This is a genomic window from Paenibacillus sp. GCM10027629, from assembly GCF_042676425.1.
Taxonomy (GTDB): domain Bacteria; phylum Bacillota; class Bacilli; order Paenibacillales; family Paenibacillaceae; genus Paenibacillus_K; species Paenibacillus_K terrigena.
In genome coordinates this window covers 593,606-607,087 of the sequence record NZ_JBHTGZ010000012.1, presented here as the reverse complement: position 1 = coordinate 607,087, position 13,482 = coordinate 593,606, and the positions used below count along the sequence as shown (strand labels likewise).

General features: G+C 46.5%; 15 protein-coding genes. 10 read left to right on the top strand and 5 right to left on the bottom strand.

Going from position 1 to position 13,482, the window contains the following annotated elements; all coding sequences use genetic code 11:
- Positions 1–31 precede the first annotated feature (31 nt).
- On the bottom strand, positions 32–748 hold the full coding sequence (locus ACFQZR_RS23385) for a response regulator transcription factor (RefSeq protein WP_018756165.1): 717 nt from the start codon (positions 746–748) through the stop codon (positions 32–34).
- A gap of 198 nt (positions 749–946) precedes the next feature.
- Between ACFQZR_RS23385 and trmL the strand changes: the two genes are divergently transcribed.
- Positions 947–1,411, top strand: coding sequence for a tRNA (uridine(34)/cytosine(34)/5-carboxymethylaminomethyluridine(34)-2'-O)-methyltransferase TrmL (gene trmL, locus ACFQZR_RS23380; protein WP_379350972.1), 465 nt, complete (start codon positions 947–949; stop codon positions 1,409–1,411).
- A 116-nt stretch (positions 1,412–1,527) separates the two neighbouring features.
- Positions 1,528–1,782, top strand: coding sequence for an AbrB/MazE/SpoVT family DNA-binding domain-containing protein (locus ACFQZR_RS23375; RefSeq protein WP_018756163.1), 255 nt, complete (start codon positions 1,528–1,530; stop codon positions 1,780–1,782).
- 293 nt (positions 1,783–2,075) lie between these two features.
- Here ACFQZR_RS23375 and ACFQZR_RS23370 read toward each other — a convergent pair whose 3' ends face one another.
- Both ACFQZR_RS23370 and ACFQZR_RS23365 read right to left on the bottom strand, forming a co-directional pair.
- Positions 2,076–3,143, bottom strand: coding sequence for a phosphodiester glycosidase family protein (locus tag ACFQZR_RS23370; RefSeq protein WP_379350386.1), 1,068 nt, complete (start codon positions 3,141–3,143; stop codon positions 2,076–2,078).
- Positions 3,140–3,553: a hypothetical protein gene (locus ACFQZR_RS23365; RefSeq protein ID WP_379350384.1), complete on the bottom strand. Its 414-nt coding sequence runs from the start codon at positions 3,551–3,553 to the stop codon at positions 3,140–3,142. Before ACFQZR_RS23365 ends, ACFQZR_RS23370 begins: the two co-directional genes overlap by 4 nt.
- A gap of 266 nt (positions 3,554–3,819) precedes the next feature.
- Here ACFQZR_RS23365 and ACFQZR_RS23360 point away from each other — a divergent pair, with 266 nt between their 5' ends.
- Positions 3,820–5,058, top strand: a complete 1,239-nt coding sequence (locus tag ACFQZR_RS23360) for an aminotransferase-like domain-containing protein (RefSeq protein WP_379350382.1) — start codon at positions 3,820–3,822, stop codon at positions 5,056–5,058.
- Between the two features lie 78 nt (positions 5,059–5,136).
- Here ACFQZR_RS23360 and ACFQZR_RS23355 read toward each other — a convergent pair whose 3' ends face one another.
- Positions 5,137–5,889 carry a DUF2161 domain-containing phosphodiesterase gene (locus tag ACFQZR_RS23355; RefSeq protein ID WP_314585575.1) on the bottom strand — a complete coding sequence of 251 codons (753 nt, stop codon included), beginning with the start codon at positions 5,887–5,889 and terminating at the stop codon, positions 5,137–5,139.
- A gap of 215 nt (positions 5,890–6,104) precedes the next feature.
- On the opposite strand from ACFQZR_RS23355, the gene ACFQZR_RS23350 reads away from it, so the two are divergent.
- Together ACFQZR_RS23350 and ACFQZR_RS23345 are read left to right on the top strand one after the other, a co-directional pair.
- Positions 6,105–8,000, top strand: a complete 1,896-nt coding sequence (locus tag ACFQZR_RS23350) for a PrkA family serine protein kinase (protein WP_379350380.1) — start codon at positions 6,105–6,107, stop codon at positions 7,998–8,000.
- Positions 8,001–8,093: 93 nt separating this feature from the next.
- A complete protein-coding gene (locus ACFQZR_RS23345) occupies positions 8,094–8,255 on the top strand; it encodes a hypothetical protein (RefSeq protein ID WP_379350378.1) in 162 nt (53 codons plus the stop codon).
- 98 nt (positions 8,256–8,353) lie between these two features.
- On the opposite strand, the gene ACFQZR_RS23340 is transcribed toward ACFQZR_RS23345, so the two are convergent.
- Positions 8,354–8,521, bottom strand: coding sequence for a hypothetical protein (locus tag ACFQZR_RS23340; protein ID WP_379350376.1), 168 nt, complete (start codon positions 8,519–8,521; stop codon positions 8,354–8,356).
- Positions 8,522–8,709: 188 nt separating this feature from the next.
- Between ACFQZR_RS23340 and ACFQZR_RS23335 the strand changes: the two genes are divergently transcribed.
- The 5 genes from ACFQZR_RS23335 to ACFQZR_RS23315 all read left to right on the top strand — a co-directional run bounded on the left by ACFQZR_RS23335 (position 8,710) and on the right by ACFQZR_RS23315 (position 13,371).
- Positions 8,710–9,486 carry a class I SAM-dependent methyltransferase gene (locus tag ACFQZR_RS23335; protein ID WP_379350374.1) on the top strand — a complete coding sequence of 259 codons (777 nt, stop codon included), beginning with the start codon at positions 8,710–8,712 and terminating at the stop codon, positions 9,484–9,486.
- 152 nt (positions 9,487–9,638) lie between these two features.
- Entirely contained in the window at positions 9,639–10,985 is a 1,347-nt protein-coding gene (locus ACFQZR_RS23330; protein WP_379350372.1) for an MATE family efflux transporter, read from the top strand.
- Positions 10,986–11,155: 170 nt separating this feature from the next.
- Entirely contained in the window at positions 11,156–11,602 is a 447-nt protein-coding gene (locus tag ACFQZR_RS23325; protein ID WP_379350370.1) for a MarR family winged helix-turn-helix transcriptional regulator, read from the top strand.
- A gap of 21 nt (positions 11,603–11,623) precedes the next feature.
- Positions 11,624–12,817, top strand: a complete 1,194-nt coding sequence (locus ACFQZR_RS23320) for an MFS transporter (protein ID WP_379350368.1) — start codon at positions 11,624–11,626, stop codon at positions 12,815–12,817.
- Positions 12,814–13,371 (top strand): GNAT family N-acetyltransferase, encoded by a 558-nt coding sequence (locus tag ACFQZR_RS23315; protein ID WP_379350366.1) that lies wholly within the window; start codon positions 12,814–12,816, stop codon positions 13,369–13,371. Before ACFQZR_RS23320 ends, ACFQZR_RS23315 begins: the two co-directional genes overlap by 4 nt.
- Positions 13,372–13,482 lie beyond the last annotated feature (111 nt).

Here is a 13,482-nt window from a genome sequence, read left to right as displayed (position 1 = left end):
CAATGGGAACTTGCACGAGGTCACAAAAGAGCTAAGCGAGCTCCTCTTTGAACACGGGTTCATTTAATTTATATCCGACATTACGAACGGTCATAATATATTGCGGGCTCCGAGCATTTTTCTCGATTTTCTCACGCAAATGGCTAACATGCACATCAACAATACGTGTATCACCAAGGAAATGATAGTCCCATACGCCATGCAGAAGCTGTTGTCGGCTGAGCACTTTGCCGCGATGTCTGCAGAGGAATAGGAGAAGCTCGAATTCCTTCGGTGTTAGCTCGACGGTATCACCGTCTAAGATCACCTCGCGCTGTTCTGCATGCACATTGAGCCGTCCAATCGCATAGATCGTCTCTTCCTTCATGGAAGGCAGGGCTTGAACTCTGCGCAGAATTGCCTGAATGCGAGAGATTAACTCTTGTGGACTGAATGGCTTCGTCATATAATCATCGGCACCATGGTTAAGGCCTGTGATTTTATTCGCTATATCTTGGATCGCGGTGAGCATAATAATAGGGACGAGATTGTTCTCACGGCGAAGTGATCGGCATACCTCATATCCGTCCATCTTTGGGAGCATGACATCGAGTACAATTAAATCAGGGCGAAATTGTTGGATGACGTCGAATACCGCTTCTCCATCAAATACACACATTACTTCGAATCCAGCCAATTTTAAATTAAAGTCAATTAACGTAGAAATGGAAGGTTCATCATCAACGACTAGAATTTTTTTCTTCATCATACGCGGTAGCTCCTCTCCAGATGGTTCCTGGTTGTTCCTCTGTGCTCATTATGAGGGAGGTTCGTCATGTGAAGATTAATCTAACGTAAAAACCATGTTAAATATTTCATAATGGGTTGAATGATCTATGAATTGGATTCATCGTAAATTTTGACACCATAGTGTATAATGAATAAGAATTGTGAGGTGAATGAACGGATGCCATTACATATCGTCTTAGTGGAGCCTGAAATCCCTGCGAACACGGGTAATATTGCTCGGACTTGCGCAGCGACAGGTACCCATTTACATTTGGTACGCCCGCTAGGGTTCCGTACCGACGATGCTACATTGAAGCGCGCTGGACTGGATTATTGGTATGCGGTACATATCGAATATCATGATTCGTTTGCGGAAGTGCAAGCGAAATATCCTGAAGGAAGATTCTTCTATGCTACGACCAAGGCAAGCCATCGATATACGGATTTTAAGTTCCAGGACAATGATTTCTTCGTATTCGGTAAAGAAACCAAAGGGCTGCCTGAATCACTCATTCATGCAAATCCCGATACATGTATGAAGATGCCGATGACAGACAAAGTACGCTCCTTGAACTTAGGGAATTCTGCGGCGATTATCGTCTATGAAGCACTGCGTCAACTTGATTTCGAACCAATTGGATAACAAATTCATAAATTCTGATTTTTTTTTGCAGGATTTTGCGGCTTTATAAGCGAAGTGTAGAAGGGCAGAGTTTTCTAAGGTTTAAATAGACTGATAGAGAAAGGTGGCCGCTACTTATGAAACCTGCCGGTGTAGTCAGAAAAGTTGACCAACTGGGACGTATTGTCTTGCCGAAGTCGCTTCGAAAACGTTATCAAATGAATGAGGGGGACCCTGTTGAAATTCTTGTTCAAGGGGATCACATTATTTTAGAGCGTTATCGCCCGAAATGCTTGTTCTGTGGGTCTATGGTAAGCGTTATCGAATTTAAAGAAAAGTACATATGCATGCAATGTGCCGAGGAAATGAACCTCTTGCAACGGAAAGCTTAATTTTTTTCATGTTGGGGGTAGAAAAAAGCTTCCTGATCCATAATCGTGGATCTAGGAAGCTTTTTTGCGTGTCGGGACACGTAATATATGTATTACAGCCCTTTGGTTTTATCTTCGTTGTACGAAGAAGTGAGAATTGCCGTAATGAATAGCACAAACACTAACATAACAATCCAGAAAGTCAGTGACATTATGCACACCTCCAATAGCTAAAACCTATTATACCCAATATATACCTAAATGAAAATCATTAAAATGTGAACATTTTAATGGCTAAGATTCACAAATCGTTCTTATTTAAAGAATAGGAAATGGGTCGGTACCGGACGCAATTGACCGTCGGAAGGGCTGTTAACGATCCTGCCATTGAAGATCAAGGATGAAGATCCTCCGCCATCCAAATTAAATGCATCGGTGATACCTAGGTTAGCAAGCTTGTTCTGCATTTCCTCCAGTGTAGCGCCGGAGTTGCCCCGTTCATTATATCCATCGATGACCATAATCAGCAGCTGATCGTCCTTATAATTGCCGATAACGGTTCGAGGAGCGCGCCGAGGGGCCTTCCATTTATCCGGGATCGGATTTTTGACCCCATTCTTGAGCAACACGGGTACGAAGGTCGCACCGAACTCCGGATCGAGCTGATCCAGCTGGTTCTTGGACGAGAATTTCCCACCGATAAGCTTACCTTGCTTATTTAACCCGACGAAGCTGAGGTCTTTATAGCTTGGCTCAAATCCGCCATTTACATACTTGCCGTTCATCATCGTTGTACTGAGTGGGTATCGGCTTCCGCCGCCGTCCGCGAACCCGCCTGCGTTGATACCTGCGGCAGCCCCATATCTTCGGACAGCTCCGAGTGTCGTTTCAGATTTCCCTACTTTATCTTGGCCGAGGACCATCTTCATGGCTTTCGGATCTTTGAGTTTGATTTTGAGGGCGTAACCGTTGTATGTATCCTGGTTGATACGGAAGAGCTCCATCGTGATGTTGTTGCTATCAATCCGTTCCTTTGGACTGCCAAGCCGTTTCGTAATCCGTGTATTGTAGATCTTCTCTGGTCGTGCAGCTTGGGTGACAGATTGCTTCACAATCGAATTCATGGTCGACGTTGTCTTCTGATAGATGGTAGCCACTTTGCGGATCGAAGTAATTGTGAACTGCGCGTTCTTACCCGCTTGATCCAATTGTTCACCTAATAGATTCGTAGCCTTCATTAATTCTGTCTGTGGTGGTAAGGGATCTGCTTCATACTTAATGGACACAGGATGAGTAGCGAAAAGCATAAATAGGAGCATGCCGATGAACGGCGCGCTTGCCAGCATGAACACGCGATTCATCCGCTGTATGGGCGTTCTCATTTCAGGAGATCCATCTTCTTCTGAAGTGCATCCAACTTCTGTTTCACTTCATTTAATTGCGAATATAATTTGTTGCTGTTGTCTGTCTTGTTGCTGGCGTTATCCTTCGTGAATGTGAGCAGCTCGTTGAACGTATCGACCTTGTTCTTCAATGTCTCTATTTCTTTGTGCATGGTTTTTAACTGCGCTGCATAGTCGGATTTGATTTCTGCAAGCTGTTGATTAGTGGACGACTGCAGCTCTGTGATCATGTTTTGTTTCATATGGTTGCTATATAAATAGGTTGCGTATACACCAATTCCAATCATAACGATCCAAAAAACAAGGAACCACTTTGCTGATGCGCCCCCCTTTTTCACCCTACGCTTCACCTCGGAAGATTCGACATTTGGCTCCAAAGAAGAATTCATTTCTATCACCTCATAAATAATAATTGCAAGTTCAAAAAGTCAACTTTTCAGCACTACGTGATCAAAAAGGTGGCTTTTTGAACAACCTTAAGTCTTGCACCTGTGTATTCTACCATGGATTTACCAGTATCGCAAAAAACGACTAGATTCTGTCGAATTCTGGTAAATCTATGAATTTTTATCGTAGATGCGTACAAGGGATTGCGGAAAAAAATGTTAAGGCGTATGATCTTGTGTAAAGTGTATTGGGAGAGGAGCAATCGTCCATGAATTACCGATTTATTCCGAGTGTACAAGAGGTTAAGGCGTCTGCGGTTCGCGAAATCTTGAAATTTACGCAAGGGAAGTCGATCATTTCCTTGGCAGGAGGTCTGCCGAATGAGGCATTGTTCCCGATGGAAGCGGTGCGAAGTGCGGCAAATCGGGCCTTGTCAGGCAATCAACGCGCGCTCCAATATGGCGTAACCGAAGGATTGCCACAGCTGCGCGAGAAGTTATGTGAGCGCATGGCGTCGCGGAAGAACATGCATGTGAGTCCGGATGAAATGATCCTGACGACAGGATCGCAGCAAGCGATTGATCTGCTCGTGCGGGTCTATCTGGAGCCAAACGATATTGTGCTCGTAGAGAATCCGACCTATTTGGCTTGTCTACAGGTGCTTCAATTCCGTGGGGTTAAGATTATTCCCGTACAAAGTGATGCGGACGGAATGAACTTAGCTGATCTCGAGAACAAAATCAAACAATATTCGCCGAAAATGGTCTATGTCGTACCGACCTTCTCAAATCCGACGGGGAACGTCTGGAGTCTAGAGCGTCGTCTGGGACTACTCGAGTTATGCCGCGCGAACGACGTTCTCATTCTCGAAGACGATCCGTATGGCGAATTGCGGTTTCGAACAGATGGCGGACAGGCTCAGGGCACAGCGAACGGTGAAGATCCATATCCAACGATTTTCTCACTGGATCAACAAGCGGACGAACGGATCGTCGTCTATACCAGCACGTTCAGTAAGACGGTAGCACCTGCACTTCGCACAGGTTGGGCGATGGGAGATCGGCGCGTGATTCAGACGATGACACGGGTGAAGCAGGCGGCGGATATTCATTCGAGTATGCTCGATCAGCAGATTCTCTATGAATTGCTTGTCGCGCCTGACTTCAATCTGGATGAACATATCACATTGATTCGTCAAGAATATGAGGAGCGGATGCTGCTCATGAAGGGTCTGCTCGAGGGTCCGGACTGGCAGGAGACGAACTGGATTACGCCGAAGGGCGGTATGTTCTTCTGGGTTGAGCTGCCGTCAGGACTCGATGCGGATGCGCTGCTTAAGGTTTCGGTATCGAAGGGCGTTGCCTTCGTTCCGGGTAACGATTTCTATGCTGCAGAGCCGAAGCGCAATCGGATGCGGCTTAACTTCACGCATTCGTCGCGTGAGCAGATTGAGACAGCAATGAAGATTCTAGCCGAATCGATTGGCGAGTTCGTCGCGCGGAGTTAATAGAGTATGTGGAAGAAGCCCCCAACAGACACGGATTGACGGTCTGTTGGGGGCTTTTGTTGTCGAATTGGTCTGCTGCTATACGTCCTTTTGTGCTGCGGCTGCAGCTTCTTGTAAGACGCGGGCATATTCTTCGAGCGCTGCGTGACCTGCAGGCGTCAGCTGATAAATTCCTCGCGAGGCGCGATCGAACCAGCCATAGTAATTGTGCTGGAGCATAGTGGCTGTGGTGCTGTATCCGCATAGCTCACGTAGTGCGCGTGGGCTGAGCTGCCCGTGCTCACGAAGGCATTGCGCGAGGTGAAGCGCCTTCTCACGATATGCGGTGACAAGCTTCCGCTTCGTGCTGCCACCTACATTGTAATCCCCGCTGCGCTCCTTGAATTCCTGGAGCAAGCGGTTCTTGCGCCGGCCGCTCACGCGTGCCGGTTTGTTCACTGGTGTTGCCATATAATTGGTCGCTGCCGTGGTCTCGCACAAGACCTCAACGACAGGTTTCTTCGTTTTATAGAATGTGACGGTAAGGAGTCCGAGTCCCAACCTTTTACATAACCGCGTAAGCTCACCCCAACGCTGATTCACCGCACCTTTTTTACTGCGGTTTCGTTCGACGGCTAAGTAGACCTGCTCACTGGATTGCATTCGATCGACCCCTTGCAGCAGTAGTGCGAGGTTGAAGGTTTTCTTAAATTCAACAATGACGATGTCCTGCTCATCTGGGCTGACCGCGACCAGGTCGCAATGGCGGACCTCCCCTTTTACCGTATAACCGCGTGCCTCATAGAAACGCTTGATCGGCTCATATAGCTCGGTCTCGTGTTGGATCGCCATGATTCTTCTCCCCTTGTCCCCATAAATCTCACATCATTCCAATTTTCGTACCAGAACTAGCCCTCATTATATAGGATTGAACTGAAAATTTCGAGCAACTAATCCCATCTCCGCGCATAGTTATGTAATACACTTTTGAAATGGTTTATTGGCATTGTCACACTTCGGTCTGATAGGGGCACCAATAGAAAACAGAAGCGTAGGAGGTTAGAATCATGGACTTATTTAAGCGAATATCTGAACATCATGCGGAGAGTGAGCGAATAGCTTGGACTGGGACATTTCGAGAATATGTTGACTTACTGCGTCTAGATCCAACCCCGGCAATGACCGCTCATGCCCGGGTGTTCGAAATGATTAAGTCCCATGGTGTGGAAGAAAGTCACGGCAACAAACAATACAATTTTTTCAGGAAGGAGTTATTCGGCCTGGATCGGGCACTCGAGAAATTGGTGGAAGAGTATTTTCACTCGGCAGCGCGTAGGCTCGATGTTCGGAAAAGGATTCTCCTCTTGATGGGACCAGTCAGTGGTGGTAAATCGACACTTGTTACAATGCTCAAACGGGGGTTGGAGCAATTCTCACGCATAGAGAAGGGGGCCGTGTATGCCATCAAAGGCTGTCCGATGCAGGAGGAACCTCTTCATCTGATTCCGCACGAGTTGCGTGCTGAAGTTGAGAAAGAGCTCGGCGTTCGGATCGAAGGCAACCTCTGCCCCTCTTGTCAGATGCGTCTTCGCACTGAATACTATGGTGATATAGAGCGTGTCTTGGTTGAACGGGTAGCGATCTCCGAAGATCAACGTATCGGTATTGGTACGTTCACGCCTTCAGATCCGAAGTCCCAAGATATTGCGGATCTTACAGGCAGTATCGATTTCTCGACGATTACGGAATATGGCTCGGAGTCTGATCCGCGAGCTTATCGATTCGATGGCGAGTTGAATAAAGCAAACCGCGGCCTGATGGAGTTCCAGGAGATGTTGAAATGCGATGAGAAGTTTCTGTGGAACCTGTTGTCGCTGACGCAAGAAGGAAACTTCAAGGCAGGAAGATTCGCACTTATCTCCGCCGATGAGCTCATCATAGCGCACACGAATGAATCCGAGTATAAGGCGTTCATTGCGAACAAGAAGAATGAGGCGCTGCAATCCCGGATGATCGTGATGCCGATTCCGTATAATTTGAAGGTATCTGCTGAAGAGAAGATTTATGAGAAGCTGGTTGGACAGAGCGATATGAAGCATATCCATATTGCGCCGCATGCGTTGCGGTCTGCTGCGATTTTCTCTATTCTCACGCGGCTGAAAGAGACGAAAAAGCAGGGCATGGATCTCGTCAAAAAAATGCGCATGTACGACGGGGAAGAGGTAGAAGGCTATAAGGAAGCGGACTTGAAAGAAATGCAAAGCGAGTATGCGGAAGAAGGCATGTCGGGTGTTGACCCGCGTTATGTCATTAACCGGATTTCGAGCGCACTTATTAAGCAGGACCTGCAATGTATCAATGCGCTGGATGTGCTGCGTGCGCTGAAGGATGGTCTGGATCAGCATGCTTCTATTACGAAAGATGAGCGCGAGAAATATTTGAACTTTATTGCCGTCGCACGCAAAGAATATGATAATCTGGCGAAGAAGGAAATTCAGAAGGCGTTTGTCTATTCCTTCGAAGAGTCGGCGAAGACGTTGTTCGAGAATTACCTCGATAATATTGAAGCGTTCTGCAATTGGACCAAAATCCGCGATCCACTAACGGATGAGGAGATGGATCCGGACGAAAGATTGATGCGTTCGATTGAGGAGCAGATTGGTGTCTCGGAAAATGCGAAAAAAGCGTTCCGGGAAGAGATTCTGATTCGAATCTCGGCTTACTCTCGCAAAGGGCGTAAGTTCGAATACAACAACCATGATCGGCTGCGGGAAGCGATTGAGAAGAAGCTGTTCGCGGATCTGAAAGATATCGTTAAGATTACGACATCCACGAAGACACCGGATGAGAAGCAGCTGAAGCGAATTAACGAGGTATCCAAACGGTTGATGGATGAACATGGCTATTGCCCGGTCTGTGCGAACGAGTTATTGCGTTATGTGGGAAGCTTACTCAATCGGTAAGCCGATACGTAACGGTGGAATAAAGTACATCTAGCCATGTCTGCCCCAGTGGGGTGGGCATGGCTTTTGTGATGGGGGGCGTTGGGGGCCATCGTGGGCGGAATAACTGCAGATAAGCAGTTAAATCGCATAAAGAGTCGCTACCCAGCTGAAATAACTGCAAATATGCAGTTAAATCGCCGCAAGAGTCGCTATCCAGCTGAAATAACTGCAAAAATGCAGTTAAATCGCCCGAAAGAGCCGCTGCCCGGCTGAAATAACTGCAGATAAGCAGTTAAATCGCCCGAAGAGTCGCTACCCAGCTAAAACAACTGCAGAAATGCAGTTAAATCGCTGAAAGAGTCGCTACCCAGCTAAAACAACTGCAGAAATGCAGTTAAATCGCTGAAAGAGTCGCTGCCCAGCTGAAATAACTGCAAATATGCAGTTAAATCGTTGAAAGAGCCGCTGCGCAGCTGAAATAACTGCAGAAATGCAGTTAGATCACCGCAAGAGTTGCTACCCGGCTGAAATAACTGCAAAAATGCAGTTGAATCGCCGAAAGAGTCGATACCCAGCTGAAATAACTGCAGATATGCAGTTATTTCATTTAGAGTGAGACATGTTGCACTTTTATAGTCAAAAACTATCATAGCAATAACTATTATATATTTCACGAATAAAGAAAATGATGTCAAAATAAACATATTCCAGAAAGGAGAGGATTCATATGACAATCCATCACGGACAGCAGCAATGGGATGCGAGAAATTATGATCGATCTATGTCTTTCGTATCCGGATTTGGCCAGGAGGTCGTGCAATGGCTGAATCCGCAAGCGGGCGAGCGAATTATAGACTGGGGCTGTGGGACAGGAGACTTGTCCGCGAAGATCGCGGAGAGTGGGGCGAAGATACACGGGATCGATTTTTCCCGGGAAATGATTCAAGAAGCGACGACGAAATATCCACATCTATCTTTCGAGCAAGCGGACGGTCAGCATTGGTCGACGATAGAACCTGCAGATGCGATATTCAGTAACGCGGCGCTGCACTGGATGAAGGATGCGCCGAGTACTGCTCGCGCCATGGCCAATGCACTTCGTCCCGGAGGCAGATTGGTCGCAGAATTTGGCGGTAAAGGAAATATTGCGAGTATCTCTACCGCGCTTAAAGATGTGATGACTGCCCATGGATGGTACGAAGAATCGATGAATCCGTGGTATTTTCCGAGTATTGGTGAATATGCTTCATTATTAGAGCAGGTCGGATTCCGCGTCATGCAGGCAATTCACTTCAACCGACCAACGATCCTTCAGGATGGTGAACAGGGGATGGAGAATTGGTTGGATACGTTCGCGGGCCCATACCTGAATCATTTGACGAAGGAGCATCGTACTGTTGTCGTCCAAGAAGTTATTGAACAGACAAGGCCGCAATGCATGCAAGATGGACAGTGGGTCGCCGATTATTGCCGAATTCGCATTTATGCTGTGAGAAATGGTTAATTCCTTTGTGAGATATGACAAAAATGGATGAATACGCCGTTCTTCCGTTGCCAAGGCTTGGGTTCTATTGCACAATGGAAGTTAACCTAATGGAGAGGTTGTTCGAAAAGTCAGCTTTTTGAACTTACTTTTGAAGAAAATGAGGCAAGGTCATGTTAGAGAATTGGAAAAAGATTTTAATGCTCGCGATTCCTTCGCTCTTATCATTCGCGACGGCGACGGTAATCGGAACGGTCAATTTGATCATGGTGGGGCATCTCGGAGCGCTTATCATTGCCATTGTCGGCGTGTCGAACATTATTATGTATAACGGCTTCGCCATTTTCTCCGGTATCGGGCATACGGTGAACTATTTGGTCGCTCAGAACTATGGCGCGAATGATATGAGGACCGGGGTTAAACGGATGTATTATGCATTATATTTATGCACGTTTTTTGCAATCGTATTATTAATCATGGGCTGGTTGTTCTCCGGCGTCATATTAGGCTGGACGGGCGGCTCTTCGGAGCTGGTATCTGCGGGGGAGTCCTATCTGCAGCTGCGATTCGTAGCGCTTGCGATTGGGATGATCTCGTTCGTGTTTCATGGGTTTCTACGCGGGATTGGTGATACGAAGACTTCCATGGTCTTATCTGTGATTAGTAATGTCATCATTTTATTCCTAGTCTACGCGCTTGTCTTCGGACATTTTGGCTTACCGGAACTTGGACTTGAAGGCTCAGGCATTGCGATTCTGATCGGGGAAGCGGTCGGCTTCTTGCTCGCGATCTATGTCTATTTCTTCCGCTTGCATCCACTCTACAACACCCGGACGTGGGTGATGCCGCGCTTCAAAGATATGGGAGAGATGATCTCCGAGAGTACGAAGCTTGGGGTACAAGAATTCTCGATGAGCTTATCGATGTTCATCTTTACCGTATTCGTCGCAAGACTAGGTACCGAGGCGCTCGCTGCAAATGAAGTGGCACTGAATGTCATGTCCTTTGGATTCATGCCGGCTTTTGCGTTTGGAGCGACGGCGACGATTCTGGTCGGGCAAGAGGTCGGTCGAGGACAACCACTGCGCGGACGACGTGCGGGGACGGATACGGCCATTATGGGTTCAATTTTCTTACTCGTGCTCGGAACTGTAGAATTTATTTTCGCAGAGAATATTTCGAAGCTGTATAACAATACGGATCCAGGTGTCTTCCATACGGCGGCGCAGCTCATTATGATCTCGGCGTTCTTGCAGTTGTTCGACGGATTCTTGAACTTTTATGCGGGTGGGTTGCGAGGTATAGGTGACACAACCTTCCTTCTACGTGCATCGTTAGTCGTAGCGTGGTGCCTCTTCGTTCCGTTGTCCTATTTACTGATTTTTGTATTAGATATGGGCAGTATTGGCGCTTGGATCGCGCTGTACACGTATTTAATGGTCTTTGGCCTAACCCTGATGTATCGCTTCTATCGAAAAGATTGGAGTGCCATTCAGGTGAAAGGCGGAGTTCATGCCTAACTCGTTCATAGAATGAAAACATAAGAACTCTCGATTATTCGAACCATGAATGATCGGGAGTTTTTGTGTTGTATTCCGTGAAAATAGAGTGAAAGTAAAATAACGATTTACAACAATTAATTGCATACATTATAATTAGTATACTAACTAATAAATTTTGGAGGTTTAACATGTCCTCGAGTATTTTGGATGAATCACTAGGATTTCGACTTGGCATGACCTATCGTAAAGCTTCACAAATTCTGACACAACGGTTCAAGCCTTATGACATGACACCAGAGCAATATACACTGCTTGTGCGCTTAGTGGAAGAAGACGGCATAAATCAGAAGGAGCTTGCGCAGCGAACAGCCCGTGATCAGCCGACGTTGACGCGTATTCTGGATGTCCTGGACCGGAAAGGGCTTGTACGCAAAGAGACAGATCCAAGTGATCGTCGCGCATTCTTGCTCTACATAACTGATGAAGGGCGGAAGAAAGCAGAAGAATTAATCCCGATTGAGAAGGCGTACGATAAGGAGTTATTCGCTGGCATGACGCCTGAACAGATTACGCAGTTCAGACAGAGTCTGATGCTGCTCTATAAGAACGCTGAGGGATTAATATTGCATAATTAATAGACAGAAGAGGTGTCCTTGATGGAACTTGCACATGCTACAGAGGTGAAACCGTCCGCTGCCCCGAGGCTGTGGACGAAAGATTTAATATTAATAACCGTGTCTAATTTGTTCGTCTATCTGAACCTACAAATGATTACCCCCGCTTTACCCGCGTATGTATCGCAGAAATTTAACGTATCAAGCCTTATGATCAGTTTTGTCATCAGTATGTTCGCACTCTCCGCCATTGCCACTCGGATGTATGCTGGTGTTGCTGTCTCTCGGATGAGACGGGTACCACTGGTCATTGCAGGTCTCCTCATCTTCCTATTATCGACGATGACGTACTATGGTGTCGGGGCGATTGCCCTAATTATCCTCATCCGTATCGTATACGGTGTCGGATTCGGGATTATTAGCACCACGTATGGTACCGTCGTCTCGGAGATCATTCCCAAAAGAAGAATCGGTGAAGGGATGGGCTACTTCGGCTTATCGACAAGCTTATCAATGTCCATCGCGCCAGTCATTGGTTTATGGCTGCTAAATGATTATGGCTTCGGTACCCTTATTGTTGTTGCTTCGATTCTGATTGCGATCGTTATACCGATCACATTCTCGATCCAGATGAATCGGCAAGAGAAGACAAGTCATACTGTGAAAAAGCCGATGAAGATCAAGTTCATGGACCGCGATGCCTTGCTTCCTTGCGTTTTGAATATTTTACTGTCGATCACGTACGGCGGATTGATTACGTTTATTACGATGTTGGGCAAAGAAAATGATATCCCGAATGTCGGATGGTTCTTCTTGTTCAATGCGCTTGCGGTTCTGCTTGTTCGTCCGATCTCTGGTAAAATTTATGACAGCAAAGGCCATGGCGCCGTACTTCCAATTGGCTGTTTTATGGTTATCATCGCAATGCTATTCCTTTCTTATACGACATCTCTTCCGATGTTGATCGTCTCGGCTCTTTGTTATGGTGTTGGCTACGGTGCGCTGCAGCCGTCATTGCAAGCTTGGGCGATTCAACGAGCGAAACCGGAGAATCGCGGGGTAGCCAATGGGGCGTTCTATAACTCCATCGATTTCGGAATTGCACTGGGCTCGATGACGCTCGGTATTGTTGCGCTGAAGACAAGTTATGCGATGATGTTTCGCCTCTCCTCGTTATTCATGGTATTATTTATAGTAATCTATGTTATTGCAAGAAGGAGACAGGGACAATCATGATTCGAACAGCAAGAGCAGAAGATGCAGGACAAGTAGTACCATTAATTCACACGGCAATTGGCCGTATTGCAAATACGCTGACGGGAACGACAGATGACCAAGAAGCGCTGAAAATCGTCGGAGAATTTTTTACTCAACCAGGAAATCGACTTAGCTACGAGAACACGATCGTCTATGAAGTGGATGGTCAGGTCGTAGGCTTCTTGCTAGCTTATCATGGGAGTCATTCGGAGGAATTGGACAAGCCTTTTGTGGATCGAATTCGATCGGTTAGCGGGAAAGAAGTTACATTTGTGAAGGAAGCCCATGATGATGAATATTATCTGGATTCCGTAGCTGTGAACGATGCTTTCCAAGGTCAAGGGATTGGGAAGAAGCTGATGGATGCCTTTGAACAGCAAGGCAAGGAACGAGGATATTCCAAATTAGCGCTGCTCGTGGAGATGGATAATGAGCTAGCGTATCAATTGTATGTGAAGAAAGGTTATCACGTAGATGGCGAGATCGCGATCAGCGGCTATCATTTCCGGCATATGATCAAAAATTGCGAATAAAATAGACAGTTTGTCTAATAATTTCCATATTAAGATTGGCGTTTCCTGTATGTTCCAGACTTTATTCCTTATAATCAGGGGATAAACCTATATATATTTTAAAGGGGCAGG

What these genes read in the sequence shown, in the direction of transcription:
- ACFQZR_RS23385 (WP_018756165.1), bottom strand. Translation starts at nt 748, where the DNA reads ATGATGAAGAAAAAAATTCTAGTCGTTGATGATGAACCTTCCATTTCT.
- trmL (WP_379350972.1), top strand. Translation starts at nt 947, where the DNA reads ATGCCATTACATATCGTCTTAGTGGAGCCTGAAATCCCTGCGAACACG.
- ACFQZR_RS23375 (WP_018756163.1), top strand. Translation starts at nt 1,528, where the DNA reads ATGAAACCTGCCGGTGTAGTCAGAAAAGTTGACCAACTGGGACGTATT.
- ACFQZR_RS23370 (WP_379350386.1), bottom strand. Translation starts at nt 3,143, where the DNA reads ATGAGAACGCCCATACAGCGGATGAATCGCGTGTTCATGCTGGCAAGC.
- ACFQZR_RS23365 (WP_379350384.1), bottom strand. Translation starts at nt 3,553, where the DNA reads ATGAATTCTTCTTTGGAGCCAAATGTCGAATCTTCCGAGGTGAAGCGT.
- ACFQZR_RS23360 (WP_379350382.1), top strand. Translation starts at nt 3,820, where the DNA reads ATGAATTACCGATTTATTCCGAGTGTACAAGAGGTTAAGGCGTCTGCG.
- ACFQZR_RS23355 (WP_314585575.1), bottom strand. Translation starts at nt 5,889, where the DNA reads ATGGCGATCCAACACGAGACCGAGCTATATGAGCCGATCAAGCGTTTC.
- ACFQZR_RS23350 (WP_379350380.1), top strand. Translation starts at nt 6,105, where the DNA reads ATGGACTTATTTAAGCGAATATCTGAACATCATGCGGAGAGTGAGCGA.
- ACFQZR_RS23335 (WP_379350374.1), top strand. Translation starts at nt 8,710, where the DNA reads ATGACAATCCATCACGGACAGCAGCAATGGGATGCGAGAAATTATGAT.
- ACFQZR_RS23330 (WP_379350372.1), top strand. Translation starts at nt 9,639, where the DNA reads ATGTTAGAGAATTGGAAAAAGATTTTAATGCTCGCGATTCCTTCGCTC.
- ACFQZR_RS23325 (WP_379350370.1), top strand. Translation starts at nt 11,156, where the DNA reads ATGTCCTCGAGTATTTTGGATGAATCACTAGGATTTCGACTTGGCATG.
- ACFQZR_RS23320 (WP_379350368.1), top strand. Translation starts at nt 11,624, where the DNA reads ATGGAACTTGCACATGCTACAGAGGTGAAACCGTCCGCTGCCCCGAGG.
- ACFQZR_RS23315 (WP_379350366.1), top strand. Translation starts at nt 12,814, where the DNA reads ATGATTCGAACAGCAAGAGCAGAAGATGCAGGACAAGTAGTACCATTA.